At 70.6% G+C, this 24,376-nt stretch carries 28 protein-coding genes; 5 read left to right on the top strand and 23 right to left on the bottom strand.

Annotated elements, in window-relative coordinates; all coding sequences use genetic code 11:
* Positions 1-5: 5 nt before the first annotated feature.
* Positions 6-1,466 (bottom strand): MFS transporter, encoded by a 1,461-nt coding sequence (locus tag V2W30_RS18435; protein WP_338697937.1) that lies wholly within the window; start codon positions 1,464-1,466, stop codon positions 6-8.
* Between the two features lie 125 nt (positions 1,467-1,591).
* Between V2W30_RS18435 and V2W30_RS18440 the strand changes: the two genes are divergently transcribed.
* A complete protein-coding gene (locus tag V2W30_RS18440) occupies positions 1,592-2,083 on the top strand; it encodes a MarR family winged helix-turn-helix transcriptional regulator (protein WP_338697938.1) in 492 nt (163 codons plus the stop codon).
* Between the two features lie 34 nt (positions 2,084-2,117).
* Here V2W30_RS18440 and V2W30_RS18445 read toward each other — a convergent pair whose 3' ends face one another.
* From V2W30_RS18445 to V2W30_RS18465, 5 genes are all read right to left on the bottom strand, one after another.
* Positions 2,118-4,166 (bottom strand): AAA family ATPase, encoded by a 2,049-nt coding sequence (locus V2W30_RS18445; RefSeq protein ID WP_338697940.1) that lies wholly within the window; start codon positions 4,164-4,166, stop codon positions 2,118-2,120.
* Between the two features lie 75 nt (positions 4,167-4,241).
* Entirely contained in the window at positions 4,242-4,985 is a 744-nt protein-coding gene (locus V2W30_RS18450) for a TetR/AcrR family transcriptional regulator (protein ID WP_425244557.1), read from the bottom strand.
* Positions 4,897-5,802: a carbohydrate kinase family protein gene (locus V2W30_RS18455; RefSeq protein WP_338697942.1), complete on the bottom strand. Its 906-nt coding sequence runs from the start codon at positions 5,800-5,802 to the stop codon at positions 4,897-4,899. Before V2W30_RS18455 ends, V2W30_RS18450 begins: the two co-directional genes overlap by 89 nt.
* Positions 5,803-5,847: 45 nt before the next feature.
* Positions 5,848-8,115, bottom strand: coding sequence for an aminoglycoside phosphotransferase family protein (locus V2W30_RS18460; RefSeq protein WP_338697944.1), 2,268 nt, complete (start codon positions 8,113-8,115; stop codon positions 5,848-5,850).
* Between the two features lie 148 nt (positions 8,116-8,263).
* Complete coding sequence (locus V2W30_RS18465; RefSeq protein WP_338697946.1) at positions 8,264-9,142, bottom strand: winged helix-turn-helix domain-containing protein; 879 nt, start codon at positions 9,140-9,142, stop codon at positions 8,264-8,266.
* A gap of 210 nt (positions 9,143-9,352) precedes the next feature.
* Between V2W30_RS18465 and V2W30_RS18470 the strand changes: the two genes are divergently transcribed.
* A complete protein-coding gene (locus V2W30_RS18470) occupies positions 9,353-9,547 on the top strand; it encodes a hypothetical protein (protein ID WP_338697949.1) in 195 nt (64 codons plus the stop codon).
* A 16-nt stretch (positions 9,548-9,563) separates the two neighbouring features.
* Here the strand turns inward: V2W30_RS18470 and V2W30_RS18475 are convergent, their stop codons facing one another.
* The 3 genes from V2W30_RS18475 to V2W30_RS18485 form a co-directional block, all read right to left on the bottom strand.
* Positions 9,564-10,469: a GntR family transcriptional regulator gene (locus V2W30_RS18475; protein ID WP_338697951.1), complete on the bottom strand. Its 906-nt coding sequence runs from the start codon at positions 10,467-10,469 to the stop codon at positions 9,564-9,566.
* Positions 10,470-10,622: 153 nt separating this feature from the next.
* Positions 10,623-11,507 carry an HAD-IA family hydrolase gene (locus V2W30_RS18480; protein WP_338697953.1) on the bottom strand — a complete coding sequence of 295 codons (885 nt, stop codon included), beginning with the start codon at positions 11,505-11,507 and terminating at the stop codon, positions 10,623-10,625.
* Positions 11,456-12,334, bottom strand: a complete 879-nt coding sequence (locus V2W30_RS18485; RefSeq protein WP_338697955.1) for a winged helix-turn-helix domain-containing protein — start codon at positions 12,332-12,334, stop codon at positions 11,456-11,458. The genes V2W30_RS18480 and V2W30_RS18485 overlap by 52 nt, the downstream gene beginning before the upstream one ends.
* A 211-nt stretch (positions 12,335-12,545) precedes the next feature.
* On the opposite strand from V2W30_RS18485, the gene V2W30_RS18490 reads away from it, so the two are divergent.
* A complete protein-coding gene (locus V2W30_RS18490; protein WP_338697957.1) occupies positions 12,546-12,737 on the top strand; it encodes a hypothetical protein in 192 nt (63 codons plus the stop codon).
* A 42-nt stretch (positions 12,738-12,779) separates the two neighbouring features.
* Here V2W30_RS18490 and V2W30_RS18495 read toward each other — a convergent pair whose 3' ends face one another.
* The gene (locus V2W30_RS18495) at positions 12,780-13,712 is read right to left on the bottom strand and encodes a winged helix-turn-helix domain-containing protein (protein ID WP_338697959.1); all 933 of its coding nucleotides are present in this window, start codon (positions 13,710-13,712) and stop codon (positions 12,780-12,782) included.
* A gap of 218 nt (positions 13,713-13,930) precedes the next feature.
* Between V2W30_RS18495 and V2W30_RS18500 the strand changes: the two genes are divergently transcribed.
* Positions 13,931-14,116, top strand: a complete 186-nt coding sequence (locus V2W30_RS18500) for a hypothetical protein (RefSeq protein WP_255978162.1) — start codon at positions 13,931-13,933, stop codon at positions 14,114-14,116.
* Positions 14,117-14,185: 69 nt separating this feature from the next.
* On the opposite strand, the gene V2W30_RS18505 is transcribed toward V2W30_RS18500, so the two are convergent.
* Positions 14,186-15,466: a GNAT family N-acetyltransferase gene (locus V2W30_RS18505; protein ID WP_338697966.1), complete on the bottom strand. Its 1,281-nt coding sequence runs from the start codon at positions 15,464-15,466 to the stop codon at positions 14,186-14,188.
* Positions 15,467-15,537: 71 nt separating this feature from the next.
* The gene (locus tag V2W30_RS18510) at positions 15,538-16,152 is read right to left on the bottom strand and encodes an ABC transporter substrate-binding protein (protein ID WP_338697968.1); all 615 of its coding nucleotides are present in this window, start codon (positions 16,150-16,152) and stop codon (positions 15,538-15,540) included.
* Positions 16,153-16,351: 199 nt separating this feature from the next.
* Here V2W30_RS18510 and dtd point away from each other — a divergent pair, with 199 nt between their 5' ends.
* Positions 16,352-16,777 (top strand): D-aminoacyl-tRNA deacylase, encoded by a 426-nt coding sequence (dtd, locus tag V2W30_RS18515; protein ID WP_338697970.1) that lies wholly within the window; start codon positions 16,352-16,354, stop codon positions 16,775-16,777.
* Here dtd and V2W30_RS18520 read toward each other — a convergent pair whose 3' ends face one another.
* The 11 genes from V2W30_RS18520 to V2W30_RS18565 all read right to left on the bottom strand — a co-directional run bounded on the left by V2W30_RS18520 (position 16,778) and on the right by V2W30_RS18565 (position 24,366).
* A complete protein-coding gene (locus V2W30_RS18520; RefSeq protein WP_338697971.1) occupies positions 16,778-17,758 on the bottom strand; it encodes a YgfZ/GcvT domain-containing protein in 981 nt (326 codons plus the stop codon). It lies immediately after the preceding gene.
* 34 nt (positions 17,759-17,792) lie between these two features.
* The gene (locus V2W30_RS18525; protein WP_338697973.1) at positions 17,793-18,251 is read right to left on the bottom strand and encodes a Fur family transcriptional regulator; all 459 of its coding nucleotides are present in this window, start codon (positions 18,249-18,251) and stop codon (positions 17,793-17,795) included.
* A gap of 30 nt (positions 18,252-18,281) precedes the next feature.
* Entirely contained in the window at positions 18,282-18,854 is a 573-nt protein-coding gene (locus tag V2W30_RS18530; protein WP_338697975.1) for an FABP family protein, read from the bottom strand.
* 216 nt (positions 18,855-19,070) lie between these two features.
* Positions 19,071-19,985, bottom strand: a complete 915-nt coding sequence (locus tag V2W30_RS18535; protein ID WP_338697977.1) for a hypothetical protein — start codon at positions 19,983-19,985, stop codon at positions 19,071-19,073.
* On the bottom strand, positions 19,982-20,752 hold the full coding sequence (locus tag V2W30_RS18540) for a hypothetical protein (protein ID WP_338697979.1): 771 nt from the start codon (positions 20,750-20,752) through the stop codon (positions 19,982-19,984). The genes V2W30_RS18535 and V2W30_RS18540 overlap by 4 nt, the downstream gene beginning before the upstream one ends.
* Positions 20,749-21,513: a hypothetical protein gene (locus V2W30_RS18545; protein ID WP_338697981.1), complete on the bottom strand. Its 765-nt coding sequence runs from the start codon at positions 21,511-21,513 to the stop codon at positions 20,749-20,751. The genes V2W30_RS18540 and V2W30_RS18545 overlap by 4 nt, the downstream gene beginning before the upstream one ends.
* A gap of 178 nt (positions 21,514-21,691) precedes the next feature.
* Positions 21,692-21,952 carry a DUF3099 domain-containing protein gene (locus V2W30_RS18550; RefSeq protein ID WP_338697983.1) on the bottom strand — a complete coding sequence of 87 codons (261 nt, stop codon included), beginning with the start codon at positions 21,950-21,952 and terminating at the stop codon, positions 21,692-21,694.
* A 120-nt stretch (positions 21,953-22,072) separates the two neighbouring features.
* Positions 22,073-22,360: a DUF1416 domain-containing protein gene (locus V2W30_RS18555; protein ID WP_127832476.1), complete on the bottom strand. Its 288-nt coding sequence runs from the start codon at positions 22,358-22,360 to the stop codon at positions 22,073-22,075.
* Positions 22,361-22,391: 31 nt separating this feature from the next.
* A complete protein-coding gene (locus V2W30_RS18560; protein ID WP_338697989.1) occupies positions 22,392-23,237 on the bottom strand; it encodes a sulfurtransferase in 846 nt (281 codons plus the stop codon).
* 115 nt (positions 23,238-23,352) lie between these two features.
* Complete coding sequence (locus V2W30_RS41625) at positions 23,353-23,433, bottom strand: putative leader peptide (RefSeq protein WP_359274367.1); 81 nt, start codon at positions 23,431-23,433, stop codon at positions 23,353-23,355.
* Between the two features lie 204 nt (positions 23,434-23,637).
* The gene (locus tag V2W30_RS18565) at positions 23,638-24,366 is read right to left on the bottom strand and encodes a DUF2993 domain-containing protein (protein ID WP_338697990.1); all 729 of its coding nucleotides are present in this window, start codon (positions 24,364-24,366) and stop codon (positions 23,638-23,640) included.
* Between the last annotated feature and the right edge of the window lie 10 nt (positions 24,367-24,376).

A 24,376-nucleotide genomic window follows, 5' to 3' on the forward strand; every position in this document is an offset into this window, starting at 1 on the left:
GCCCCTCAGGCCACCGGCACCGGAGTCCCCGGCTCGGCCACCCGCTCCGCCGCCGGGCGCAGCACCACCAGCGCGACCACGATCGCCGCCCCGATCAGCCCGGCCCCGACCCCGAACGCGAGCCGGTATCCCTCGGTCAGCGCCACCGCCGCCGAACTGCCGTCCGCCGCGAGGGAGTCGGTGCGCGAGGCCGCCAGCGTCGACAGGACCGCGACACCCAGCGCCATACCGATCTGCTGGGTCGTATTGAACAGGCCCGAGGCCAGCCCCGCGTCCTCCTCGTTCGCCGCCGACATGCCGAGCCCGGCCAGCGCGGGCAGGACGAGGCCGCCGCCGGACACCAGCAGCATCACGGGCAGCAGATCAGGGACGTACGAGCCCTGCACGGGCACCCGGGACAGATACCCGAGCGCTCCGGCGAGGAGCACGAGCCCGGCCAGGAGCACCCGCCGCTCCCCGAAGCGCGCCGCGAGCCGCGCCGAGACGCCGAGCGAGACAGCTCCGATCGCGACGGCCGCCGGCAGCATCGCGAGGCCGGTCTTCGCGGCCCCGTAACCGAGGACCTTCTGCATGTAGAGCGCGGCGAGCACCTGGAAGGCGAACATGGCGGCGAGGGTGAGGATCTGGGTGACGTTGGCGCCGACGACGGTGCGGGAGCGCAGGACGCGCAGCGGCATGAGCGGCGTCCGGGTCCGCGCCTGCCGCACGACGAACGCCGCGACGAGCACGATCCCCGCCCCGATCAGACCGCCCCCGCGCACCGAACTCACGCCGTACGCATCGATGTTGACGACCCCCCAGATCGCCGCCATCAGACCGCCGGTGATCAGCAGCGCACCCCAGGCGTCGGCCCCGGCGCGCAGTCCGAGGCCCCGGTCGGCGGGGAGCGCGGACACGGCGAGGGCGAGGACGGCGGCGCCGATGGGCAGGTTGATGAAGAAGATCCAGTGCCAGTCGAGGGCGTCGGTGAGGACGCCGCCGAGCACCTGCCCGATGGAGGCGCCCGCGGCGCCGGTGAAGCTGAACACCCCGATGGCGCGGGCCCGTTCGCGCGGGTCGTCGAAGAGCGTGACGAGGATGCCCAGGCCGACGGCGGCCGCCATGGCGCTGCCGACCCCTTGCAGGAAGCGGGCCGCGAGCAGGATCGCGGGGCTGGTGGCGACCCCCGCGAGGAGGGAGGCCGCGGTGAAGACGCCGGTTCCCGCGAGGAACATCCGCTTGCGGCCGAGCAGATCGCCGAGCCGCCCGGCGAGCAGGAGCAGGCTGCCGAAGGCGATGAGGTAGGCGTTCACGACCCAGCTCAGGCCGGTCGGGCTGAAGTCGAGGTCGCTCTGGATGGCCGGCATCGCGACGGTGACGATCGAACCGTCGAGGATGATCATCAGGGTTCCGGCGGCGATGACGCCGAGGGCGAGCCAGCGGGACCGGCTTCCCGGGGACGCGGACGGGACGGGCGCTGCGGACATGGCGGACCCCTTCGGTCGGACGGTCGAGCCGCGCCCCTTCCGGGCTGCGGCGACAACACGACCGTAACAGATAGTTCCGTTGCAGACTATATTTCTCGGAACTAGCCGTGGACTACCCTGGAGCCATGACCGCCATGACGCCCGCACCCACCCGGACCAGGCCCGACCTCTCGTACCTCCTGGACCACACCAGTCACGTACTGCGTACGCAGATGGCGGCGGCGCTCGCCGACATCGGTCTGACGGCGCGCATGCACTGCGTGCTCGTGCACGCCCTGGAGGAGGAGCGCACCCAGAACCAGCTCGCCGAGATCGGCGACATGGACAAGACGACGATGGTGGTGACCGTCGACGCCCTGGAGAAGGCGGGCCTCGCGGAGCGCAGGCCGTCGTCGACGGACCGGCGGGCGCGGATCATCGCGGTGACGGAGGAGGGCGCGCGGGTCGCGGCGCGCAGTCAGGAGATCGTGGACGGGGTGCACGAGAAGGCCCTCGGGGCGTTCCCGCCCGAGGACCGCGAGACGTTCCTGCGCCTGCTGAACCACCTGGTGGACGGGTATCTCAGCACCCCGTCACCGAGCCCGGCGACGGCCCGCCGGCCACGCCAGCGCGGCTGAGCAGCGGGCCCGGCACGGGCGGACGGGCATTCTTTCAGGCTCGGGCGAACGGCAACGCCCGCGCGTGCACCACGTCCAGCCGCGACACCGCCCTGGTCAGCACGACGTACAGCCGCTGGAGCCCGCGGGTACCCGCCTCGGCGATCGCGGCCGGCTCGACGGCGACGACATGGTCGTACTCAAGCCCCTTCGCGACGCCCGCGGCGAGCACGGTGACCCGGGCGCCCAGGTCGTCGGGCCCGGCCGCAGCGACACCCGCCGCGGCCAGCGCCTCGCGCACCGCGTCCACGTCGGCCTCGGCGGCGATCACCCCGATCGACCCCTCGTACGCGAGCGCCCGCCGCACGGCGTCGACGGCGCCCACGACCACGTCGCCCACCCGCTCGACCCTCAACTCCCCGTCCCCGCGCAGCGATCGGGCCGACGGCACGTCCACGTCGATCTGGTCGAGGACCTGGTTGGCGAGGGCGACCACGGCGGCCGGGACCCGGAAACCGGTCGTCAGCGGTACCACCGCCGCCTCCGGCTTGCCGAGGTGTCCGAGGAGTTCGCGCCAACTCCGCGCCGCCCAGGGCGTGGTGCCCTGCGCCAGATCGCCGAGCACGGTCAGCGAACCGAACTCCGCACGCCGGGCGATGGCCCGCGCCTGCATCGGTGACAGATCCTGCGCCTCGTCGACGACGATGTGCCCGTAGCTCTCGGGGTGTGCGAGCAGCCCGGCGACCTCGTCGAGGAGCACGAGGTCGGCGGCCGACCACTTGGCGGACTTGTACGAGCGTGGAGGCTTCGCCCAGAGCAGCGCCCGCCGCTCGCTCTCCTCCAGCACCCCCTCGGCGGCCACCCTCAACTCCCGCTCGTCCGACAGCAGTTGCGCCACGACTTCCTGCGGCCGCACACGCGGCCACACGGCGTCCACGAAGTCCTTCACGGACCGCGCCCGCCCGATCTTCTGCACCCAGGCGGCGTTCACGGGCCACGCGCGCCGCTCGGCCTGCACCTGGAGGTACGCCACGATCCGGCTGCGCACCCGCTCGCGCCCGACGGCGTACGGCAGCCCCTCGGCCCGTACGCCGTCGACGATCCGGCGCAGTTCACCGGCCGGGACCCGCCACCGGTACGCGCCCTCGGGCACCGCGACCGCGTCACCCGGGTCGACGGGGCCGGTCCGCACCCGCGCGTAGAGCGCCCGCCGCAGCACCTCGGCCATCCGGACGTCGTGCTTGACGGCGGCCGCGGCCTCGTCGTCGTACGCCCGCACCTCCCCGTGCGCCACGAGCTCCTCGACGGTCGACTGCCGCACCCCGGTCTCCCCGAGCGCGGGCAGCACGGCGGAGATGTAGGAGAGGAAGGTCCGGTTGGGCCCGAGCACGAGCAGCCCTCCCCGCTGAACGCGCTGCGGGAACGTGTAGAGCAGGTACGCGGCCCGGTGCAGCCCGACGGCCGTCTTCCCGGTGCCGGGCGCGCCCTGGACGCACACGGACGCGGCGACCTCGGCCCGCACCAGGTCGTCCTGCTCGGGCTGGATGGTCGCGGCGATGTCGCGCATGGGTCCGACGCGGGGCCGCTCGATCTCCCCGGCGAGGATCCGGCTGCCGCCACCCGCCTCCCCCGCACCGAGCCGCTCGTCCTCCAGGCTGGTCAGATCGGCCGAGTCGCCGACGCTGCCCGGCGCCCACCCGAAGCGCCGCCGTACGTCCACACCCTGGGGATCCGTGGCTCCGGCCTGGTAGAACGCCCGCGACACCGGTGCCCGCCAGTCGACGACGAGCGGGGGCGCGGCCGGATGCTCACTGATCCGCAGCCGCCCTACGTAGTAACGCTGCCCGGCGTGCTCCCCGCCCGCCCCGAAGTCGAGCCGCCCGAAGAACGACGGCGCCTGCGGCAGCTCCCGAAGTCCCTTGGCCCTGCTGCGCAGCTGATAGCCGAGCACTTCGGCGTCGGCGCCGGACGCGGAGGCGTTCTCCCCGATGACGACCTGTTCGTCGGCGCCGTCGACCATGGCGGCGAGGGCGGCGCGGCAGGCGTCGTGATAGCGGCGTTCGGCGTCGAGGGTGCCGGAGGTGGGGGCGGCGGCAGCGGTCATGGCTCCACGGTAACGCAATAACGTTACCGAGTTAAATCTTTTACCGTGTACCTCTTCTTTGCGCCGCCCCCCGCCCTAAGCGGGCCGCCCGGCGCCGGTGAGGTGGTCCGGCAACCCGTCCGCCAACTGCCGGAACCCCACCTCGGCGGCGCGCACCGCGTCCTCCTCGACGGCGTCGGCGGACTCCCCTGCCGCGATCCGCCGCCCGTTCTCCTCGGCGAGCACCCGCTGGACGGCCACGATCTGCCCGGCGGCGAGCCGCGCCTCGATCACGGGCCCGCCCAGCGCCCGCGCCAGCGCCTGCTCGGACCGCTCCCGGTACCCGTACAACCGCGCCACCAGCGACGGCGTCCCGAACAGCAGCCGCTGGTACGCCAGCACGGCGGGGTGATCGCACAGCCCCGTCACCGGATCCCGCCGCGCGAGCCCGTCCACGAACTGCCGCCGCAACGCCTCAAGGGCCGACACGCCCTCCGCCCGCCCCTCGACGACCCGCGCCGCCTCGTCCTCGTGATCGGCGAACCGGTGCAGGACGAGGTCCTCCTTGCTCGCGAAGTACCGGAACAGGGTCGGCTTCGACACCTCGGCCGCGGCGGCCACCTCGGCGACGGACACGTGGTCGTACCCCTTCTCCATGAACAGCCGGATCGCGGCTTCGGAGAGCGACGCGCGCGTCCGCTGCTTCTTGCGCTCCCGGAGGGAGGGGTGGGGGTGGGGGTGGGGCCTTGGGTCATGGGGAGGAGGGTACGGCTCCGAGGAGCGCGTCCGTCGTCTCCCGGTCGGGGTATCCGCCCTGGGCGCCGAGGTGGCCGCACGCATGGGTGGCGGACACGACCGCGGCCCGCAGCGCCTCGCGCGGGTCCCGGCCGGAGAGCACGCGGGCGATGTAGACCCCGGCCAGACAGTCGCCGGCTCCGGTGGTGTCGACCATCCGGCCGGCCGGCGGGGGAACGACGACCGTTTCCCGCGCTCCTGCCGTCAGTACCGCACCCCGTTCGCCCCGGGTGCACACGACAGCCTTGAGGTCGTGACGGGCGGCGAACGCCCGTACGTCACCGACCCGGGCCACCGTCTGCTCGTTGAGGAACACGACCTCGGCTCCGTGCAGAGCAGCGGCCAGGGCGGGAAGGCCCTCGCCGAGAGCGGCGGGCTCCAGGTCGATCGACAGCGGCGTGCCCGTAGCGCGTGCCCGCTCCGCCAGCACAGCGGCGGTCTCGGGGTGCAGGCATGAGGTGTGCACCCAGTCCACACCGCGCAGGTCGACGTCGCGCAGCCGCTCCACCGGCGGGTACTGGGAGACGGACGAGGTGTAGACGAGGTGCTTCTCACCGTCTTCGGCCAGCGTGCAGACCGAGACCGCGGTCGCTCCGGGGATCGCGGTGACGCCCGTGACGTCGACACCGCGCTTCGCCAGAAGGTCGACGGCGTAGGTCCCCAGCACATCGTCACCGACCACGGCGAGGAGCGACGTGCGAACGCCCTGCCGGGCACAGGCGACCGCCGAGTTGGCGGCCACTCCGCCGGCGCTCAACAGATGCTCGTACGCGTGCGTCTTCTCGTCGGGAACGGGGTGGCGAGGCACCCTGAGCGCCACGTCGAACGCGATGTCTCCGCAGAACAGGGCCGTCGACGCCATGCGGCTCCCTCGTAGTCACCTGGTGCTCCGGCACCCGGGCAGAGGTCAATCGTCCGCGTGCGGCAGGGCCAGGGCAAGGTAGGGATTGGCTGCCTGCGGTGTCGCCTGAGGCATTTCCAGCCAGTGAAGGGCCTTGCGGAGGGTCGTCTTGTAGGAGCCGACGGCCCGCCGGACATTGGGAGCGTCCAGGCCGGAGCCGGTGACGAGCCGGTCCAGGTCCACATAGGCCGAGCGGACCTGTTCGAGGCCGCGGTAGGCGGGGACGTCCCCCTCCCAGCCTCGGGTGAAGCGCTCGGGAAGACACCGCTCCCAGCGGGAGTACATCCGCTCCCTGATCTCCCTGGTCGTCGGCGTCAGATGGATGTGCCGCACGAGGTCATACAGCGGGTCACCCACCATCGCCATCTCCCAGTCGATGAGCGCGAGACCGAAGCCGCGTTCCTGTCGCACCAGGTTCCAGGGATTCAAGTCACCGTGCAGCAGGCTGTAGTGACGATCCGTCACGTCATGACTGAGCAGCCTGAGCTCCAGCTCGACCTCGTCGGGCAGGCCCAGCATGGCGGCGAGATCCTTGGTCTTGCGCGAGAACTGCCGCACCATCAAAGCGAGTTGGGAGCACATCCACGCGTAGAAGCCGACGCCGCTCATGTCCTGGGTCAACGACCGGTTGTCGACCTGCGACAGTGCCACCAGCTGGTCCACCAGGTCGTGCGCCTCGCCGGGAAGCAGTCCGTGCACCGGGTGCACCGGGCTGCTCTGGATGTCGGAGGGCCCCACGTAGGACTGGATGGTGAACTGGTCCTCGACGTCGCTGACCCCCAGCGCGAGGACCTTGGGCACGCTGACGGCCGCACCCGAGTCCTCGATCGCCCGGAGCACCGAGTGTTCCGAGAGCGACCGGGGCTCGATCGGGGTCGCGTTGCCCACCTTCCGGCGCACCATGACGGGCCCGTAGCCCGCGACGCGAACGACCGTGCCCAGGTGGGCGGTGCCTTTGAAGACCTGCCGGGCCGTGGCCGCGCCCTCCGCCCACAGCGCCTCCTCGACCTCCGAGGCGGTGAAGTGCTCACGCAACTGGACGCGTTCGTCCCGCTGCCAGTTGATGGAGGCCGAGAACGTGCCGCGGTGGCGTGCGCCCCGGGCCACCCGCCAGCGGTAGAGCAGGGGCTCGATCGCCGCCGGTTCCAGGACATTGCGCAGCCTGAGCGGGCGGCGGGCGACGGTGAGCGCGCGGTGCACCTCCGCCGCCGCGCCCTCCAGATCGCTCTGGCTGAAGTTCTCGCCCAGCGAGCCGACCGCACGGATCACGTCCGGATACACGGACTGGGCGTGCTCGAAGTCGATGTAGTGCCGCAGATCGGCGTCGAGGCCGCGGGTCGCCTCGGGGCGGACCTGCCCCATCGCCTTCTCCCAGCACCTGATCACCTCCGACTCCTGATCCGGCGGGTACTGCATCCGCACCAGGTGGACGGCGAGGTCGTGGAGCGGATCCCCGTACGTCGCCAACTCCCAGTCCACACAGACCATCGGAGGCTCGCCGTCGTACGTGATGCCTCCGACCTCCCGGCCCGGACCGCTCTCGAGGAGCCGGAACGGCCGACGGCCCTCGTACGTGACGATGACGTTGTCCCGGTGCAGGTCACCGTGGAGGAGTTGGAACGGACGGCGGGTGAGATTGGGCGCCCACACGTCCGACAACCGCAGGGCGTTCTCCGGGACGCCCAGCGCCACGAACAGTCCACCGAACTCGGCCCAGTTGGGCTGACGGATCTGCCCCTCCGCCTGGATCAGCAGGGTCCTCAGGAACCCTCGGCTGTCGCCGTCCCTCGGCCAATACTCGGGGCAGGCGGGCAGCGCGTGCGACGGCACCTTCGCCATGTCCGCCAGCAGCCCGGCGAAGGCCTCGATCAGCAGGGCGTCCACCGGCTTGCCGTTCCGGCAGATGCTGGAGAGTGGTGTGCCCTCCATGTAGCTGTGGATCGACGTGTCCCCGAAGCGCGCCAGGCACTGAGGCACGTGCCGCAGGGTTCCGCCCATCGCGCCCAGGACCGCCTGCTCCTCGCGCCACGTCCGGATCACGACCGGAGCGATCCCGGGCTTCCGCCGCCTGACCATGACACGGGTGTCGGCGGACAGCCCGAGACGAGCGGCCTCCTGGTCGGACAGCGTGACCACATGGTTCAGGTTGTGGTGCCCGCTCATCCCCTCGCCGTGACGCTGCGCACGCGCCACGACGCCACGCCACACGTCGTCGACGTCCGCGTCGGCGATCTGGCCGGACGTACTGGCACTCGGGGCGATGACAGCGCCCACAGGCCGCTCCTGGTTACTTATGCATCGGGCCGCAACAGGGCCACAGAGTAATGCCGTACCAGGGGCCCCACTACCGGAGTCCGAGAGTGTGCTGTATCGGCGACGTAAAGAAACTCTCTCGGGTCTCAGCGTTCGACCGATGACCGATTCAGTGCGCCAGGTTCGTCCACACCGAGTCGAACCACGCCTGCCAGGCCTTCATGAAGACCGATCCGCGCGAGTCCGGGTTGTTCTGGTCCACGGCGTAGTGGGTGAGCATCGCCCCGAGCCCCAGGACGTCCAGGGCGTCGACCTCGGTGTCCCCCAGGACGATCGGCCGCTCGATCACCTCGTACGGGCCGTGCAGCGCCTGCGTGCCGTTGATCAAGTACAGCTTGAAGGTCGGCGTGAGGTCCACATGCCGGATGTCGATGCGCGCGGACTCCACCAGCTTCTCGGCCTGGAGCTGGCGCAGCTCCGCCCGGATCGATCCACTGTGCCGCCGCGTGATCCCCAGCAACCGCTGCCGGAGCTGGGCGGTGAGTTCCCCGCCCGCGTCGTCCAGTGCCCGCGGATACGGCAATTCGAGTGACTCCGTCGGCAGCAACATACGAATGGAGATGCTGCGCGGCGCCGTCAGGCCCGACCTGATCCGGTCGATCTGCCCCTTCACCTGCGTATCGAGCGACTCCGACGTGAGCGTGCAGACGTCGAGGACGACGTCGGGCCCGGCGAACGCCTCGTCGAAGAACTCACGCAGCGTCACCCTGCCCTCTTTGGCCGCCCGCGCCGTGTACGACTGCACCTGCTGCGCCCTGATGACCCGCGTGCCGCTGCCCTGGCGCGCCTCGATCCAGCCCTCGCCGGCCAGCTGCTCCAGAGCGCGCTGCACGGTGTCCCGGGAGATGTGGAACTCGTCGGCCAGCTTGCGCTGCGCCGGGAGGAGGGAGCCGAGCGGGTAGTCGCCGCCGGCCATGCGGGCCCGCAGCTCCTCCACGACACGGAAGACCTCCCTGCCGCCACTCCCACCACTCCGGCCGTTCGTCACAGGGGGAACGTACCGCTGTCAGCCCAACGGCACACCAGATTCAGTCAACTTTCGCACATTTATTGGGTGTTGAGTAACGATCTCCCGGCCAGGGGAAACCCAATCCAAGTCAACCAGTCCAATCGGTCCAGTTGGCCGGTTGGTCCGACAGTTGACAGCGATTGTCCGTACGGCGACCTCGCGCCGGCGATGACACAAGGGGTGGGAACCATGATCCTGATACCCGAAGTACTGGCGACGCTCCTGGGCTACGGCCTCGAAGAGTTCGTCCGCTCCGAGTACGGGCTGCTCGGCCTCCTCGCCCTGACCGTCTGCACCCTCACCTGGTCCGCCGAGCGCAAGTCGGTACCGTGGGCCGCCGTCGGTGCCGTACTGGCGCTGCTGCTCCTCGCGCAGACGTCCTGAGTCCGGGGCCCGCCCCTCAGGCGTGCCCCCGCGCCACATGGTCCCAGACCCCGTCGAACATGGCCTGCTCCGCGTCCACGAAGGTCGCCTCGCCCACGCCCCTCGACCGGTCGAAGACGAACATCGACGTGTCGAACCCCTCCACGTCGCACAGCTCCACCGGGCTCGGCCCCGCGTACTCGTCGACCTCGCGCAGGAAGCGGCCGGGGACGTAGTGGCCGATGAGCACCTCCTGCCGGTTCAGCAGGTACGCCTTACGGCTCGGGGTGCCGATCGTGTAGCGGAACTCGATCCGCGCGTCGATCCCGCTGCGCCGCAGTCCCGCGAAGTTGCTGCGCAGCACCGTGCTCTGGGCCTCCCGCTGGATGCGGGTGCGCTCCTTGACGGCCTTCTCCAGCTTCTCGTCGTGGCCCCAACCGGCCACCGGGGACGGGTAGTCGAGGTCCTGCTCCAGGCTGGGCAGCAGGACACGCAGACAGACCGAGCGCGGCCGGCTCGCCCCCTCGTACACATGCCGCAGGGGCTCCCCGAGCGCCGTCATGAGGGTCTCCGCCGTCAGGCAGGCCACGTCCACCCGTACGTCCGGGTCCTCGAAGGCGGCCACCAGGCGCGGACCCAGGATGCTGCGGGCCGAGCGCGAGCCGATCGGTGGCTCCACGGCCGAGGGCGCGACCTGCGGCGGACTCCCCTTGCTCACGTTCGTCAGCAGCCCGTCCGCCTGCAACCGCTGGAGCGCGTTGCGCACCGTCCCGCGCTCCACGCCGAACTCCTCCGCCAGCGCGGCCTGCGTGGGCAGCCGGTCGCCGGGGCGGAGGGTGCCGGCCTTGATGCGGGCGCGCAGTTCGTCGGCGATCTCCTCGGACGTGGCCCGCGACGGGGACCCGGGGGCGGATCCGGGGCGGGCGTTGCTCTTGTCGTTCACCGCGACCCACTCCCCTCGCGCCATGCCAAGTCCCGTCAACTCTACGTCAGTTGGCTGCCAACTCGCCCAGGCGTGCGTGCATACATGCGTGCGACTCCCTGAACGGGCAGGTGAAGGGCATGGACGGAGAGGGTCGGGCGGGGTCGGGCCGTGTCAGGTGCGCTTGATGAGGATGCCCAGGAGCGTCTGCAGTGAACCGATCACATGCCGTGCCCCCGCGTCCCGCAGCAGCCCGGCCTTGCGCTCGTTGCGGGCGTAACCGAGGAATCCGACGCCCGCGGCCCGCGCCGCCGCGAGGTCCGTGGGGGTGTCGCCGATCATCAGGGTCGCCGCGGGGGCCGCGCCCATCGCCTGGAGCGCGCGGTTGAGGCAGTACGGGTCCGGCTTCAGGAGTTTCAGGTCCTGGGTGCGGCCGTAGATGTGCGGCTCGAAGCACGCGGACAGGCCGCGGCCCTCGATGTAGCGGCGGGCCGCCTCGGGGGCGTTGTTCGTGGTGATGGCGAGGCGCGCGCCCACCGCGGTCCAGGTGCGGATGAGCGGATCCGCGTGTTCCGTGGGCCACGCGGAGCGGACGGCGCGCAGCTCCTGGTCGGTGAGACGTTTCTCCATCTCGACGACGAGGTCGCTGTCGGGGCGCTGGAGACCCAGGCTGCGCAGCGCGCTGTGCGGGTCCTCGTCGACGCGCTCGGCCGGGGTCAGCGCCTCGCCCAGGCCCTGTCCGTCCAGCCACTCCACCTGCGCGCGGGCGATCATCGATGCCGGCCGGCCCGCGAAGAGCCGGCAGATCGGCCCGTCGAAGTCGAAGAGCACGTAGCGCGCGCCCTTGACCAACTCGGCCAGCTCCTCCGGCCCGGCGGCCGGCTCCGCCGTCTCCGCGCGCTCCACCGGACCGGCCCGCTCCACCGACTCGCTCAGCTCGCCCGGTTCCCGCTGAGGTTCCTTCTCGTCTGCCACCGGAACAGTCTGCTTCGTCGCATCTGAAGTCACTAGGAGAGTGTCAGGTCGGACGTGATGGTTTCCCAGAGGGCGGTGAACCACTTCTGCGACTCCTCCACGAACGCCCGGTCCCGGTGCCCCGCCCGCTTCTCGAACGAGAAGAGCAGCGCCTGCGTGCCCGTGGCGGCGTACATCTCCAGCTTGGTGCCGCTGTCGATCTCCTCCTCGCGGCGCGTGACCATGTAGTACGACAGGAGCGCCTCGGCGTCGTTGAGCAGATAGAGCTTGACCGGCGGGGTGAACGGCAGGGCGCGGAAGGTCACGTGGACGTCGATGCCGTGCGAGGAGCGCAGCGAGCGGAGGTTGTGGCGCAGCACCTGGCCCTGCGCGTTGCGCGTGGCGAGCCAGCGCCGGTGGACGGTCTCCTCGTCGGTCGCGCTCGATCCGTCGGCGACGGGGACGGGGAACGCGAGGTCGATGTCGCGGCTGGGCAGCAGGATGCGTACGTCGATGGACTCGGGGCGCATCCGGCCCTCGTGGATGAGGCGCAGCGGCTCGCCGAGCGCCAGCATCAGCGTCTCCGAGGTCATGCAGACCGCGTCGATGCGTACGTGCGGCGCGTCGAACGCCTCGACCAGGCGGGGGGCGAGGCCGACCATCGTGGGCTGCGGCTGGTCACCGCCGGGGGCCGAGGAGGCGATCCGGGGCGGGCTGCCCTTGCTGATGTTGCTCAACAGGCCGTCGGTCTGGAGGAGTTGGAGGGCCTGGCGGACCGTGCCGCGCTCCACGCCGAACTCCTCGGCGAGCATCGCCTGCGTGGGCAGCCGGTCGCCCGCCCTGAGCTCGCCGGCCCTGATGCGCTCGCGCAGGTCGTCGGCTATCTCCTGAGGTCCGCGCCTTCTGCTGCCGTTCAGTGTCGTGTCCGCCATGTCTGCCACGCTCTCCTGAGTCACAACCAAACGGTACAACTTCCCTTGATTTGGCGGGAGTTGTTGGCGACTTGTTTTAGTACCGCAACCAAGTGGGGACAACCTTCATACAGTTGGTAGCCAACTTGGCGAAAGCTAGCCGGAGATGGCGAGCACCTAGACCAACCGTCACCACCGTACGAGTCCGAAGCCGATGCAGGAGGAAACCGTCATGCCTCTCCTGAGCCTCCTCTCCGCGGTGTTCGTGATCACCTTCGAGCAGCTCGTCCAGTGGCACTACGGACCGGCCGGCATCGCGGGTCTGCTTCTGCTGACCCTCGGCGTCAAGGCCCGCAACGCCACCTGCAGCTCCATCGGCGGCGTACTGCTCGCGATCATGGTGGCCGGCCCCGCGCTCCACTGATCCTCCCCACCGGGCGGGTCGACACAGCTGGGAACCCCGCATCTAGGAACTGAGCGTCAGGTCCGAACTGATGGTGTTCCAGAGGCTGTTGAACCACAGGTGGGACTGCTCCACGAACGTCGTGTCGCGCAGTCCCGCCCCCTGTTCGAAGGCGAAGAGCATCTGCCGCACCCCCTGTGCGTCGTACACGTCCACCCGCTCGTGGTCGATCTGCGCGCCGCGCCGGGACAGCGTGTAGTACGCGAACAGCGCCTCGTTGCTGTTGAGCAGATAGAGCTTGACCGGTGGCGTGAACGGCAGGGCCCGGAACTCCACCGACACGTCGATCCCGTGCGTCGCGCGCAGGGCCAGCAGGTTGTGCCTGAGCACCTGGCCCTGCGCGTTGCGCTGCGCCAGCCAGCTGCGCTGGAGCCGGCCGCCGACCACCGCGCCCGACCCGGAGCCCTCCTCGCCGTCGGCCGGGGCCGGGAAGGCGAGCTCGATGTCGTTGCTGGGCAGCAGCACCCGTACGCGCACCTTGGCCGGTTTCATGCGGCCCGCGTGGATGTGGCGCAGCGGCTCCCCCATCGCGAGGGTGAGCGAGACCGCCGTCAGGCACAGGGCGTCGATCTCCACGTCGCGCTCCTGGAAGGCGGTCGCGATCCGCGGCGCGAGGGCCACCATCGTGGGCTGCGGCGGCGCGCCGGGGCCCAGGAAGGCCGACCTGGTGTTCTCGGCGACGGTGGCCGGGCTGCCCTTCGAGACATTGGCCAGCAGGTGCTCGGACTGGAGAACGCGCAGCGCCTGACGTACGGCGGACCGCTCCACACCGAACTCGTCCGCCAACTGCGCCTGCGTAGGCATGCGTTGGCCGGGACTCAGCAGCCCGGACCTGATCCGGGCGCGCAGCTCATCTGCCACCTCGCGGTACGACTGCTGCGCCCGCTGTGACGTGGGCCGTCCGTTGACGGCTGCATGCTCCGCACTCACAACCAAACACTACAACTTCCCGCCATCTTTGGGGAGTTGAGAAGAAGGTGGTTATGAGTCGTGCTTCAGCGGAGATAAGTACCTGTGAGTTGGTGACCAACTTGAGCGACCTGGTCGGACAACCTCGGGGGTTGGCGTCGGTCACACAGGTTGGTCTACGTCACCGCTATGTCGGGAGAGTTGGTCACCACTCGGACCCATAGGTCCCGAAGGAGGTAAGTCCCATGCCGGTCTTCGCCATCCTCATCGCCGCGCTCGCCATCGGATTCGAGCAGCTCATCCAGTGGAAGTACGGGCCGATGGGCATCATCGCGTTCATCGTGCTTTCCATCGGACTCAAAGCCAAGAACACCATGATCAGCGGCATCGGGGCGGTCGTCCTCGTCATGCTGCTGGCTCAGAGCGGCTGACCGGGCTCCCTTCCGGAGGGGAGCCGGGAGCCCGGTCGGTCTTGAGCCCCAGCGGGGCTCACCGGGCCGTCAGAAGACGTCGGGGCACCACGGTCGCCGCGGCGTACGGAACAGGGCGTCGGCGACGACGGCGGCGCCCGTCTCCTCCTCCACCACCCGGCCCAGGGCGGCGAGCCGCACCGCGGACGCGTCACCCAGCCACAACGCCCCCAACTCACCTACGTCGAGCGTGAGCTGGGGTGCCGCGGCGCTCGGCTCACAGACCGCTCCGTCGGGCGCCGCCGCCAACCTGAACCGTCCCCCGGCGAGCCCGGCCCGGTCGCGCACCTCGATCACCAGCTCACCGCTCGCGTCGTACGACCGCGCCTCCAGGGCCCGTACGACGTCCAGGATCCGCACCCACAGGAAGTCGGCCTGCGTCACGACGCGGGCGGCCCGGGGGTCGGGCAGCAGGTGCGGCAGCAGGTCGTCGGGGGCGCGCAGGCCGCTGCGCACGGTCGTCACCCAGTCGATCGCGCACAGGTAGTGCCACAGGGCACGCTCGGCGGCCGGCGTGACACCGGTCAGGCTCAGCACCTTCGCCGTGTTCCGCGGCTGCTTGGCGTCGCCCCAGCGGTCGTCCACCCGGTAGGTGACCAGGCCCTCCACCTCGCCGCGCGCGCTGCGGTACACGGCGCAGAAGGGCTCGTTCCACGGGTCCTCGGGGGTCGGCCACAGGCCGGTGTTGTACTGCCACCAGAAGTCGTCGCGCGAGATCACGCCCGCGATCCGCCCGCGTTGCAGCCGCTCGTGCAGTTCGGGCCCGACCTTGCGCAGCTCGGCCATGTCCGCGAGGTCGATCCGGCCGCCGTCGTCGGGGCCCGACCAGCGCGGGTCGAGCCCGGTCCGGGCGACGTCGATCTCCCAGGCCGTGGCCGTGGTCGCCTGCCCGAACCCGTACCGCCCGTAGATCGGGTACTCGGCGGCGATCAGCGTGGCCGCGACGTCGCCGCGCGCCTTCGCGTCGGTCAGGGCGTCGGCCATCATGCGGCTGAGCAGACCGCGGCGGCGGTGCGTGGAGCTGACCGTGACGTTGCTGATCGCGTCGGTGGGGACGCGGGCGCCGCCGGGGACGGTGAGCCGCTGCGCGAAGGAGCGGAACGTGCCGACCTGCCGGACGTCACCGGACCCGTCCGGCGCGAAGGCGGCCCGGGTGCGGGTGAGGTCGAAGTGGGCGCGCACCTTGGCGAGGCGCTCCGCCGAGGCGGTCGGGGTGAGCAGGAATCCGGTGTTCAGGGAGCGCAGCCACGCGGGCAGCTCGTCATCGGTGATCGTCCGTACGTCTGCGCCCTCGGCGGTGCGGGTGGTCATGACCTCACGCTAGGTCGGCGGCCGGGCCGGTGTCGCGGGGATTTCCCGGCGCCGCCCCGGCTGCCCGGGTGCTACCCGCCGAGCAGGTCGTCGACCTGTGCCTCCCCGTCCCGGTAGCGCCGCGCGATCTCCGCGCTGCATCCGTCCGCCGTGCGCTGCAACTGCTGCCGGCGCCGGGAGACCTGCTGCTCGTAGCGGACCAGGCGCCCCATCGCGGTGTGCAGCTCGTCGTCGGTCCGCGCGTCCAGGTCGGACAGCTCGACCTCCGAGAGCATGTCGGCGGCCAGCCGCCGGAACTCCTCGCTGTGCGGCGTACCCAGCGTGACGTGCCGGGCCGAGGAGCGCTGTCGCGTCGGCTGGTCCCGCAGGATCTCCGAGAGCCGGTCCACCACCGGGCTCTCCGGATCGCGCCGGCGCGCCAACTCGGCCCGCAGGATGTCGATCCGCCCCTGGAGCAGACGCCGTACGTAACTGAGGTCCGCCTCGTCCTGCTGCGAGTCGCGGCGCAGCGTCCGCAGCTCGGGCAGGCGCAGGTCCGACAGTTCGGGCGTGGGTGCGGGCGGCAGCTCCGGGCTGCCGATGCGCTGGACAGGTGGCCGGGCGAGCGCCGCGCCCCGGCCCCCGTGCGTCAGCGACACGGGTGCCCCGGGCGGAGCGGGCAGCCCCGAACTAGTGGTGTGGCTCATGGCATTGGCATCCATGGCGTGCTTACCGTCCCCTCGACCGGACTGACGCGGCGCGCCATCGGCGCACCACGTGTGAGCATGGTGCCACTCCTGATGGCCGCTAAGTGCGCGAGTGCCCCATATCCGCCCCGGATGGGGGGTTCGGGAGCACGCAGGAGTGCGGGACGAGGGCGCCGCGAGGGCACGGCATGATGGCCGTATGCGTGCAGTGGTGCAGAGAGTGGACGGCGCGAGCGTCGTCGTGGACGAGGACGTCGTGGGCGAGATCAAGGGCGAGGGCCTGTGCGTCCTCGTCGGGGTCACCCACGAGGACACCAAGGAGAAGGCGGCCCAACTGGCCCGCAAACTCTGGTCGATCCGGATGCTCGCCGACGAGAGGTCGTGCAGCGACATCGACGCGCCGCTCCTGGTCATCAGCCAGTTCACGCTCTACGGCGACGCCCGCAAGGGCCGCCGTCCCACGTGGAACGCGGCGGCGCCCGGCGAGGTCGCCGAGCCGCTGGTCGAGGAGGTCGTGGCGCAGCTGCGGGCGCTCGGCGCGACCGTGGCGACGGGCCGGTTCGGGGCGCAGATGCGGGTGTCCCTGACGAACGACGGCCCGTTCACGGTCCTGCTCGAGATGTAGCTACGGCTCGACGACGACTTCCTGGGCGGCCGCGGTGGTCTCGGCCATCAGCTCCGCGTCGACCGCCACGTTCCGCTTCACCAGGGCGAGCGCGATCGGGCCGAGCTCGTGATGGCGTACGGACGTGGTGACGAAGCCGATCTTGCGGCCCTCGGGGCCGTCCGCCGCGAGCCGCACCTCGGCGCCGTGCGGCGGCAGGTGCACCTCGCTGCCGTCCAGGTGCAGGAAGACGAGGCGGCGCGGCGGCTTGCCGAGGTTCTGCACGCGGGCGACCGTCTCCTGCCCGCGGTAGCAGCCCTTCTGGAGGTGCACGGCCGAGCCGATCCAACCCAGCTCGTGCGGGATCGTGCGGTGGTCGGTCTCGAACCCGAGCCGCGGCCGGTGCTGCTCGACGCGCAGCGCCTCGTAGGCGAGCAGGCCGATCGCGGGCCCGTGGGCGGCGGCGTACGACTCCAGGTCGGCGCGCGGCAGGAAGAGATCACGCCCGTACGGCGTCTCGCGCACGGCCACCCCGTCGGGGACCGGCGCGATGGAACCGGCCGGCAGGTGCACGACCGCGAACTCGCCCGTGCGGTCGCCGACCTCGACCCGGTAGAAGAACTTCATGGACTCCAGGTACGCGAGGAGCGCCTCCTGGGTCCCGGGCTCGACGTGCGCCCAGGTCGTCGTGCCGTCGTCGACGAGGTACAGGGCGTGCTCGATGTGCCCGTTGGCGGAGAGGATCAGCGCCTCGGTGGCCTGGTTCGGCGGCAGGTCGCTGACGTGCTGGCTGAGCAGCAGGTGCAGCCAGCTCAGCCGGTCGTCGCCGGTGACGGCGATGACGCCGCGGTGCGAGAGGTCGACGACGCCCGTGCCGTCGGCGAGGGAACGCTGCTCGCGGAACAGGTCGCCGTAGTGCGCGGCGACGCCTTCGTCGACGCCTTCGCCGGGGACGGCGCCGGGCAGGGTCAGCAGGGGGCTGTTCGTCGCGTGTCGCTGCATGGTCACACACACTACGACGAGCGGACGGACGCGCTTATTCCTGGACGGCCCGCGGAACGGCTTCCCGGTTCTCGGAGCAGTCGGCGCACCGGCCGAAGATCGCGAAGTGCTTCAGATCGGTGTCGAAGCCGAACTCGGAGCGCAGCTTGTCGGTGAACTCCTTGGCCACGTCGACATCGGCCTCGATCACGTTCGTGCAGTCGCGGCAGACCAGGTGGATGTGGTGGTGCCGGTCGGCGAGGTGGTACGTGGGGGCGCCGTGCCCCAGGTGCGCGTGCGAGACGAGCCCGAGCTCCTCCAGGAGCTCCAGGGTCCGGTAGACCGTGGAGATGTTGATCCCCGACGCCGTCTTGCGCACTTCGCACAGGATGTCGTCGGGGGTCGCGTGCTCCAGGGTGTCCACGGCTTCGAGAACGAGCTGGCGCTGCGGCGTCAGCCGGTAGCCGCGCTGCCGCAGATCACTCTTCCAGTCGAGTCCTTCGGTGCTCACCACACCACCGAGTCTAACGACCGGGTCCGGGGACTACTTGAAGAAGGCGATGCCGTCGTCGGGCATGTCCGGGAGGTTGCGCGCCATCTCGGCGACCTCCTCCGGGGTGACGACCTTCTTGAGCTGGGCCGACATGTAGGGGCGCAGCGGGACCTCGGGGGTCTGCTTCTCGCCGACCCACATGAGGTCGCTCTTCACGTAGCCGTACAGACGCTTGCCGCCGGTGTACGGGCCGGAGGCCGCGGTGCGGGCCACGGCGTCCGTCGCCAGGTCGATCTGCGGCTTCTTGTCGGCCAGCTCGCCGTACCAGACCTCGACGACACCGTCGTCGCGGACCATGACGACCTCGACCTTGCGGTCCTTGTCGACGCGCCAGTAGCCGGACTCCGACTCGAGCGGCCGCACCTTGTTGCCCTCGGCGTCGAGGATCCACGTGTGCGAGTGGTACTCGAGGAAGTCCCGCCCGTCGTGGGTGAAGGAGACCTCCTGGCCGAAGTTGGCCTTCTCGGCGCCGGGGAAGTCGGTGACGCCCGCACCCTCCCAGTTGCCCAGCAGGAACACCAGCGGGACGAGGTCGGGGTGCAGGTCGGACGGGATCTGGATCATGGGGAGCTCAATCAGTGGGGAGTCAGCGCTGGCCCTGGTACAGCTTCTTCACGGTCAGACCGGCGAAGGCGAGAACGCCGACGCAGACCAGGACAAGAAGGGCTTCGAAGAAGACGGTCACAGCGGATGCTCCTCGGTGAGCGGGATGCGGACAACAGAGCCGGACCCCACTCTAGTCGGGTGGGGCCCGGACCTCTCGGCGAGGTCGCCTCCCGCTCAGCCCAGGAGCTGGTTCTGGAGGGCGACGGTCTGCTGGAAGGGGATCTTCGGCGTGGTCCCCGCGCCGGACTGCACGACGAGGCCGATCACGTCACCGGCCTGGATGTAGGCCTGGCGCAGCTGTTCCTTGCCGTAGGGCTTCTGCTCGTCGTAGACGTGCAGGGAGGTGAACGGCACCTTGCTGCCCTTGGCCGACCACCCGTAGCTCTCCTCCACGTCCGCCGCGCCCAGCAGGGTGGCGCCGTTGTCCGTGATGGCGTTCAGGTGCTCGCGGGCGAACGCCGAGGTGTTGAAGCGCAGCAGGTAGATACGGGTCCGCGTGCCGTCGGGCATGGTCCAGCCGCGCGCGGCGATCTGCCGCAGGCCGCCTTCCTTCAGGGACGTACGCAGATCTCCGCGGGAGTCCTTGTCGTACGTGTCCACGTAGGTGGCGCCGGGCAGCCAGCCGTCGTCCCCGGCGAGCTTCTTGTCCGCCGTGGCGCCCTTGGGCGCGGGCAGCACGAGCGCGCGGAGGTCGGCGAAGTGCTCCTCGCGGGTGTTCTCCTCGGCGAAGGGATCCGGGGCGCCGGAGGGCAGCGGCGGCCGCTCGATCGTCGGGTACTCCCACCGCCCGTCGCTCTCGGTGGCGAGGCCCGGCAGGTCGCCGCGCTTCTGCTCGGTGACGCCGTACGCGACACCGGCCCCGACCACGCCGAACACGACGACGGCCGCGGTCCAGCGCAGCACGGCCCGCAGCACCCGCCGGTCCTTCTTCACGGGGACGGGAACGACGAGGCCGGGCGGCTGCTGGCCGTAGGCGGGCGGATACGGGTACGGAGCCGGCTGTGGCGGCACGACACCGAGCTGCATGGTCGACTCGGGCGCCGTCTCGGGGATCGTCCCCGGAGCCGTCTCGGGCTGCTGCTGGGTCATACCGCTTCCCCCCGCGACGTGATGTGGTTGAGCTGCTGGGCGAGGAGGTCGGCGACGGCCTTGCTGTCGAGCGCCTTGGGGCCGGTGGCGGTGACGGACACCAGGAGGTCGTCCTCGTACGCGCTGCAGATCAGCAGGTCGAGCTTGGTGTCCTTGTCCCGGGGGCCCAGGAAGCAGTCCGCGTTGCGGTGCCCCTTGATCTTCGGGCCCTTGGTGAGGACGCCGAGCGAGCGCAGGAACTCCGACTGGAACGCCTTGAGGTCGCGGCCCGCCTGCCGGTTCTGGAGCTGGGCGAGCTGGATCTCGACGACGAGATCGGTGTCCTCGGCGGAGTAGCTGCGCATCGCCAGGCCCTTGAGCTTGAGCTTGTCGATGGAGCGGCGCTGGGCCTCGCGCTGGCGGGCCGGGAGGTCGTCGCTGCTCTTCTTGAAACGGGCCACGGCCTCCTTGCTGCCGATGGCCTTGTCGTTGCCGAACTCGTCGATGTCAGGGCCCGGGACGTAGCCGTCGGGCATCGGCAGCAGCCGCGAGCGCAGGTCGGACCGGCTCGCGCTGCCGCCCGCGTGCTGCTTCGGCGTCTTCGGCTTGCCCCACACCGAGGTGGAGACCGTGCGGTCGGCGTCCTTCACCTTCGTGACGGTGACGGCGGCGGCGCCCGCGACGGCGAGCACGACCGCGCAGGCCATGACGACGGCGGGCCAGCGCCGGGGCCGTCGCGGAGCCGTTTCGGGCGCGACGGCGGGCGGGGGCGGGAACTGGTCGCTCACAGGCGCTCCAACTGCCGCTTGGCGAGATCCATCGCGGTCTTCTTCGGGATGGGCTTGGTGTCGTAGAACCAGATGTCCATGACGATGTCGCCGGTCGCGGCGAGCGCCCTGGCCTGGTAGAGCGGCAGGTAGCCGGCTTCGGTGCGCGGCTTGTCGAAGACGTAGACGCGACCGTTGGAGCTGCCGGGGATCGCCTCGCCCAGATTGCCCGCCCACTCGTTCCCCGCCATGTAGCCCTGCTGTCCGCTGAGGAAGTCGCGGGAGCCGAGGCCTTGGGCGTCCCGGAACTGGACGAGCTGGACCGAGGTGGCCGACTGCCCCTTCTCCCAGGCGGTCAGCGCGGCCCGCCGGAAGCGGGAGGCGGAGAAGTCGGCGAACATGTCGTCCGGCGCTTTGAAGTAGTTCGCGTAGGCGTACTGGTCGAGCCAGCCCTGCACGGACTCCGCCTTCTGGGTGCCCGCGGGCCGGCGGACGAGCAGCTTGCGCAGGTCGCCGTCGGTGCGGACGCGGTGGTCGCGGGTGGCGGAGAGCGGCTCGGGGGCCTTGCCGCCCTTGGCCCGCGCCACGTTCTGCTGCGCCAGCGGCGGCAACGCGTCCGGCTCCCGCCCCGCCTGCACCACATACCCCGTGCACACGCCCACGACGACGCCGAGGACGGCGGCGCAGGCGATCAGGGCGGCGGTGCGGCCGCGGCGCCGGGGGCGGGGCTGCGACTGCGTTTCCTCCTGCTGCGGCAGGGGCGGCAAGGGAGGCAGGGGCATGTCAGGCGGTGATTCCGGCACGCTTTGTGCGTGTTGTACGTGATCCAACGGGTCCCCCCACGGAACTCGAAGCACGGATTCCGTATCCGCGCGCACAGGAGACTCACAACAACTGCCTCAGGTTGCACGGAAGTTGGTCACGAATACGACTCGGCCAGTAACGAAAAGCACCAACCGGTCAACGCGGGCGCTTCTTCCCGTCGATCTCGTCCCACCACTCGTCCGACTCAGGGTCACCGGACGGGTCGTCCCACCACCGGTCGTCCGGGCCGCGCCGGTTCGCGACGATCGCGGCGACGGGCGGGATGACCATGGCGACGACACACATGGCGACGGCGGCGGGGACGGACCAGAGGCGAACGACGCCCCACGCCAGGACGAAGAGGGCGATGCAGACGCCCATCATGGCGAAGTAGAGATGCTTTCGCCGCGCGTACATGCCTCCAGCGTAAGCCTGCGGGCAAGCCGAAGGACCGCACCCCGTACCAGTGGCGTCCAACCCCCGGGGGTGCGGCCCTTCAGCCGTTCATACGTGGTCGGCGACCACGTCACCGACCGCTCAGACGGCGATCGCTACCTCCGCGAGCCCGCCCGTCTGGGCGACGACCGTGCGGTCCGCCGTACCGCCGGGGACCAGGGCGCGCAGCGTCCACGTGCCCTCGGCCGCGTAGAAGCGGAACTGGCCCGTGGCCGAGGTGGGGACCTCGGCGGTGAACTCGCCGGTCGAGTCCAGGAGACGGACGTAGCCCGTCACCGGCTCGCCGTCACGCGTGACCTGACCCTGGATGGTGGTCTCGCCGGGCTTGATCGTCGAGGCGTCGGGGCCGCCGGCCTTCGCTCCACACATGCTGAACTCCTAGAAGAAAAGGGCGGGTTGCTTACTTGTTGGCGCCGAGCTCGATCGGCACGCCGACCAGCGAGCCGTACTCGGTCCACGAGCCGTCGTAGTTCTTGACGTTCTCGACGCCGAGCAGCTCGTGCAGCACGAACCAGGTGAGCGCCGAGCGCTCACCGATACGGCAGTACGCGATGGAGTCCTTGGCCAGGTCGACCTGCTCCGCGGCGTACAGCTCCTTCAGGTCCTCGTCCGACTTGAAGGTGCCGTCGTCGTTGGCGTTCTTCGACCACGGGATGTTGCGGGCGGACGGGACGTGGCCCGGACGCTGCGACTGCTCCTGCGGGAGGTGGGCCGGGGCGAGCAGCTTGCCACTGAACTCGTCGGGCGAGCGCACGTCGACCAGGTTCTGGTTGCCGATCGCGTTGACGACGTCGTCGCGGAAGGCGCGGATCGACGTGTCCTGCGGCTGGGCCTTGTACTGCGTGGCCGGGCGGTTGGGGACCTGCGAGCCGTCGACCAGGTCGCGGGAGTCGAGCTCCCACTTCTTGCGGCCGCCGTCGAGGAGCTTGACGTCCTGGTGGCCGTAGAGCTTGAAGTACCAGTACGCGTACGAGGCGAACCAGTTGTTGTTGCCGCCGTAGAGGACGACGGTCGTGTCGTTGGCGATGCCCTTCTTCGACAGCAGCTCCTCGAAGCCGGCCTGGTCGATGAAGTCGCGACGGACCGGGTCCTGGAGGTCCTTGGTCCAGTCGATGCGGATCGCGTTCTTGATGTGGTTCTTCTCGTACGCGGACGTGTCCTCGTCGACCTCGACGATCGCCACGTTGTCGTTGTCGAGGTTGGCCTCGACCCAATCGGCGTCTACCAGGACGTCGCTGCGGCTCATGCTGTGTTCCTCCGGGGCAGTTGCGGGGGCATGCGGAAGGGGTGTGCGCACGGGTGCGCGGCCGGCCCCGAGTCGTCTCGAGGGGCCTGCTGGAGGCGGGGGTTGACCGTCCCGCTCAGACGGTGCGACAGAGCATGGCGGCGACGCGGCACAGGTCTACTGCCCGCCGCTTCGTGAGATCCGCCTGTCGCTGCATGACACCGATCGTAAGGACGCATCGGCGGCCGTGTCACCGGCGTGTCGGATGATGAGACGCGATCGTCCACGATCCGAGATGGATCACGCCGAGAAGCCCGTCCCGTCGAACCCCGGGCCCGCTGTGGCTCCGCTCACTTCTGCTGGGCGGACGGCGCCGTCTCGTATCGCGGACAACGCCGGTCCCGAGCCCTCACGGTCCGTCCTACCCGACCAGGTCGAGGTCGGAACCCTTCACCGAGATCTCGACGCCGTCCGTGCCCGCCTGCACCTTGTCCAGCTTGATGCCGGCGGGCAGGTCGTCGATGGCCTGCTGGAAGTCGATGACCCCGCGGACCCGGCCCTCGGCCAGGTCGAACGCGCCCACCTTCGGCAGGCTGTCGGCGCGGGCCGAGACCTTGCCGTCGGTGACCTTGACGGAGCTGAGGACGTGCGGGCGCAGCGTGCCGAGCGGCGTCTTCACGGCGATCGTCACCTTGACCTTGTCGCCGCCGCCGTAGGTGAGGCCGTCGATCGACGCGGTGACGCCGGGGGCGACCTCGGCGGGCTCCTGCTGCTTCACGGCCTTGAGCAGCTCGTCGTAGGAGATGAGGGCGGTGCCGGTGGCCGACTCGGCGGTGGCGGAGCTGTAGCTGCTGTCGAACGTGACGCCGTGCATCTCGGCCTTCAGATCGGCGATCCGGATCGAGTCCGAGCCGCTCTTGGCCTCGTAGTCCTGGATGCCGATCTCCACGTCGTCCAGGGTGCCGCCGGCGACCTGGGTCAGGAACGGGAAGCCGTTGATCGACACGTCCGGGGTGCTCGCCAGCCCCTCGCTCGTGCGGATCTTGTCGGCGGCCTTGTCCTCGGCGAAGTGGACCGCGACGCGGTCGGCGATCACGAAGAGGCCGCCGACGATGACGACGAAGATCAGCAGTATTCGCAGTGCGCGCATGGCCTGGAGG

Origin of the sequence: Streptomyces sp. Q6, from assembly GCF_036967205.1 — a bacterium.
GTDB lineage: Bacteria > Actinomycetota > Actinomycetes > Streptomycetales > Streptomycetaceae > Streptomyces > Streptomyces citrinus.

Bases quoted from the DNA above. Each gene is read 5' to 3' on its own strand.
- V2W30_RS18435 (WP_338697937.1), bottom strand. From the start codon at position 1,466: ATGTCCGCAGCGCCCGTCCCGTCCGCGTCCCCGGGAAGCCGGTCCCGC.
- V2W30_RS18440 (WP_338697938.1), top strand. From the start codon at position 1,592: ATGACCGCCATGACGCCCGCACCCACCCGGACCAGGCCCGACCTCTCG.
- dtd (WP_338697970.1), top strand. From the start codon at position 16,352: ATGCGTGCAGTGGTGCAGAGAGTGGACGGCGCGAGCGTCGTCGTGGAC.
- V2W30_RS18510 (WP_338697968.1), bottom strand. From the start codon at position 16,152: ATGAGCCACACCACTAGTTCGGGGCTGCCCGCTCCGCCCGGGGCACCC.
- V2W30_RS18530 (WP_338697975.1), bottom strand. From the start codon at position 18,854: ATGATCCAGATCCCGTCCGACCTGCACCCCGACCTCGTCCCGCTGGTG.
- V2W30_RS18450 (WP_425244557.1), bottom strand. From the start codon at position 4,985: ATGCGTGCGGCCACCTCGGCGCCCAGGGCGGATACCCCGACCGGGAGA.
- V2W30_RS18470 (WP_338697949.1), top strand. From the start codon at position 9,353: ATGATCCTGATACCCGAAGTACTGGCGACGCTCCTGGGCTACGGCCTC.
- V2W30_RS18555 (WP_127832476.1), bottom strand. From the start codon at position 22,360: ATGTGTGGAGCGAAGGCCGGCGGCCCCGACGCCTCGACGATCAAGCCC.
- V2W30_RS18445 (WP_338697940.1), bottom strand. From the start codon at position 4,166: ATGACCGCTGCCGCCGCCCCCACCTCCGGCACCCTCGACGCCGAACGC.
- V2W30_RS18500 (WP_255978162.1), top strand. From the start codon at position 13,931: ATGCCGGTCTTCGCCATCCTCATCGCCGCGCTCGCCATCGGATTCGAG.
- V2W30_RS18535 (WP_338697977.1), bottom strand. From the start codon at position 19,985: ATGACCCAGCAGCAGCCCGAGACGGCTCCGGGGACGATCCCCGAGACG.
- V2W30_RS18550 (WP_338697983.1), bottom strand. From the start codon at position 21,952: ATGTACGCGCGGCGAAAGCATCTCTACTTCGCCATGATGGGCGTCTGC.
- V2W30_RS18560 (WP_338697989.1), bottom strand. From the start codon at position 23,237: ATGAGCCGCAGCGACGTCCTGGTAGACGCCGATTGGGTCGAGGCCAAC.
- V2W30_RS18505 (WP_338697966.1), bottom strand. From the start codon at position 15,466: ATGACCACCCGCACCGCCGAGGGCGCAGACGTACGGACGATCACCGAT.
- V2W30_RS18520 (WP_338697971.1), bottom strand. From the start codon at position 17,758: ATGCAGCGACACGCGACGAACAGCCCCCTGCTGACCCTGCCCGGCGCC.
- V2W30_RS18565 (WP_338697990.1), bottom strand. From the start codon at position 24,366: ATGCGCGCACTGCGAATACTGCTGATCTTCGTCGTCATCGTCGGCGGC.
- V2W30_RS18455 (WP_338697942.1), bottom strand. From the start codon at position 5,802: ATGGCGTCGACGGCCCTGTTCTGCGGAGACATCGCGTTCGACGTGGCG.
- V2W30_RS41625 (WP_359274367.1), bottom strand. From the start codon at position 23,433: ATGCAGCGACAGGCGGATCTCACGAAGCGGCGGGCAGTAGACCTGTGC.
- V2W30_RS18490 (WP_338697957.1), top strand. From the start codon at position 12,546: ATGCCTCTCCTGAGCCTCCTCTCCGCGGTGTTCGTGATCACCTTCGAG.
- V2W30_RS18545 (WP_338697981.1), bottom strand. From the start codon at position 21,513: ATGCCCCTGCCTCCCTTGCCGCCCCTGCCGCAGCAGGAGGAAACGCAG.
- V2W30_RS18485 (WP_338697955.1), bottom strand. From the start codon at position 12,334: ATGGCGGACACGACACTGAACGGCAGCAGAAGGCGCGGACCTCAGGAG.